The 2,060-nt window shown below is 67.6% G+C and carries 4 protein-coding genes; 2 read left to right on the forward strand and 2 right to left on the reverse strand.

All coding sequences use genetic code 11. The features are described from left to right. Nucleotides 1–19: 19 nt before the first annotated feature. Nucleotides 20–595 carry a protein kinase gene (locus AB0J42_RS37570; RefSeq protein ID WP_364303349.1) on the reverse strand — a complete coding sequence of 192 codons (576 nt, stop codon included), beginning with the start codon at nt 593–595 and terminating at the stop codon, nt 20–22. 163 nt (nt 596–758) lie between these two features. Between AB0J42_RS37570 and AB0J42_RS37575 the strand changes: the two genes are divergently transcribed. Then, nucleotides 759–1,229, forward strand: coding sequence for a hypothetical protein (locus AB0J42_RS37575; protein ID WP_364303342.1), 471 nt, complete (start codon nt 759–761; stop codon nt 1,227–1,229). Next, on the forward strand, nt 1,166–1,654 hold the full coding sequence (locus AB0J42_RS37580; protein WP_364303345.1) for a serine/threonine-protein kinase: 489 nt from the start codon (nt 1,166–1,168) through the stop codon (nt 1,652–1,654). The genes AB0J42_RS37575 and AB0J42_RS37580 overlap by 64 nt, the downstream gene beginning before the upstream one ends. Here the strand turns inward: AB0J42_RS37580 and AB0J42_RS37585 are convergent. Then, nucleotides 1,607–1,966, reverse strand: a complete 360-nt coding sequence (locus tag AB0J42_RS37585; RefSeq protein ID WP_364303347.1) for an alpha/beta fold hydrolase — start codon at nt 1,964–1,966, stop codon at nt 1,607–1,609. The genes AB0J42_RS37580 and AB0J42_RS37585 overlap by 48 nt on opposite strands. Nucleotides 1,967–2,060: the final 94 nt, after the last annotated feature.

Raw genomic sequence — 2,060 nt, forward strand, 5'->3', positions numbered from 1 at the left:
CGGAGTGGCCGCCCTCATGTCACATCGATCTTCCCGCACGGGCATCAAGGTGACGAACGGGTTCAAACCCGTACACCACCCCCGTGGACGCTAACGACGGCCGGTCGCCGGGCTCCGTCGCCAGCATGCGGGCCACGAGACGATCCAGCTCATCGGGCGCCTGGGACGGGGGAGCCGTCGCGCCGGCGGGCTGCCGCGGCCCGTTGTCCAGCACCTTGACGGAACCGTCCCGGCAGAGCATCAGGTTCCCGGGTTTCAGGTCGCGGTGTACGAGCGACCTGGCATGCGCCGCGGCCAGGACCGCGCACGCCTGAGCCGCGACCGCCCAGGGGACGGGCAGCGGGCCGGACTCGTCCAGGATGTCGGCGATCGAGCGGCCCCTGATGAGCTGCATGACCAGGAACAGGTCGTTTCCGTGGGTGCCGCAGTCGTAGATCGCGGGTACTCCCGGGTGGTCGAGCCGGGCCATGACGCGCGCCTCGCGGACGAAACGCCGGGTCAGTTCCGGGCCGGGCCTGCCCTGCTGAAAGTGAATAAATTTCATTGCGATCGGGCGGTTTAGGCGTTTGTCGAATCCGAACCAGATTTCTCCCATGCCGCCCGCGCGACGGGAGCCGGGGTCGAGTTCATAACGTTCGTCGACGACGATTCTGTGGTTCGGCACGTCTCCGTATTATGCATTCGTGTCCCTGAGCCATTCGCCCATTCGGCTGTCACCTGCCCGGCAAGTGTTCAGCGTCGTCTGGGCGTTGCTCCCATTGATCACTTTCGGGATCGGGGCCGTCTTCGTGATCGGCTCGGCGGCGGCGCGGCTGGCCCGGCAGAAGCTGTGGTTCGCGACGAGTGGTTATATGTTGTATTTCATCGTCATCGTGATCATCACGCCGACCGGAGACCCACCGCAGGACGAACTGCGCGACAACATCGCCATGACGCTCTACTTCGTCGGAATGTGGGGTGTCGGAACCATCCACGCCTTCCTGCTCCGCAAGGAGGTCTTCCGCCCAGCGGCGTCCCCGCCGGTCTTCACCACCCCGCCCGAGTGGAATCCCTGGGCGACCGCCGCACCCGATGGCATCGGCCAGTACCTCCTGCTCCAGCGCCTCGGCGAGGGCGGCCAGGGCACCGTCTACCTGGGCCAGGACCCGTACGGGTCAGTGAGTACGTGCCGGGCAGATCCCTGGAACGGAAGGTGGCCGAGGATGGCCCGTACGACGAGGGTGGCCTGATCCGGCTGGCCATCGCGACCGCCGCCGCGCTCAACGCCATCCACTCGGCAGGGGTCGTCCACCGCGACTTCAAACCCGCCAACGTCCTGCTCGGCCCCGACGGCCCCCGGGTCATCGACTTCGGCATCGCCAAGGCCCTCGACACGGCTCATTTGACGATAGGCGGCATCAAAGGAACACCCGCGTACATGTCACCCGAGCAGGCCCGCGCGGAGCCCGTCGGCCCGCCGTCCGACATCTTCAGCTGGGCGTCCACCATGTACTACGCCGCGACCGGCACTCTGGCCTTCACCGACGTGCTCCACCACCAGCCCCACCTCGACAGGGTGCCCGCCCCGCTGCGCCCCCTGATGGCTGCCTGCTTCAACAAGGACCCGTCACGCCGCCCCACCGCCGAACAGCTCATGACGGCGATCGCCCGTTAGAGGCTGGCGAGCTCCAGGGTGGGGGCGTGGGCCAGGTAGCTGCCGTACGACGACCGCCCGCTCCACCCCGGCCGCGTCGAGCACGGCGGCCAGGTCGTCGGCGGCGTTCTCCAAAGTCACCTGCTCGACGGCCAGGTCCACGCCCGTGGTGTCGGTCCGGGACAGCCCGACACCTCGATGCTCGACCATGAGCACATCAAGCTTGCGGCGGGCGGCCTGCTTGCGGAGGCCGCGGTAGGGCACCACCGAGGCGACCCCCGGACCGCCCGGGGTCATCAGCACCGGTGTGCCGCGGCCGGTTCCGCTCCGCACGGGACTGTACGGTTTTCGGTGTAACTCCTGATCAAGGAGAACGCACCTGATGAGTACTGTGATCCAGGCATCGACGGAGATCGATCTGGAGGAC

The sequence above is a fragment of the Nonomuraea sp. NPDC049649 genome, from assembly GCF_040675175.1.
GTDB lineage: Bacteria > Actinomycetota > Actinomycetes > Streptosporangiales > Streptosporangiaceae > Nonomuraea.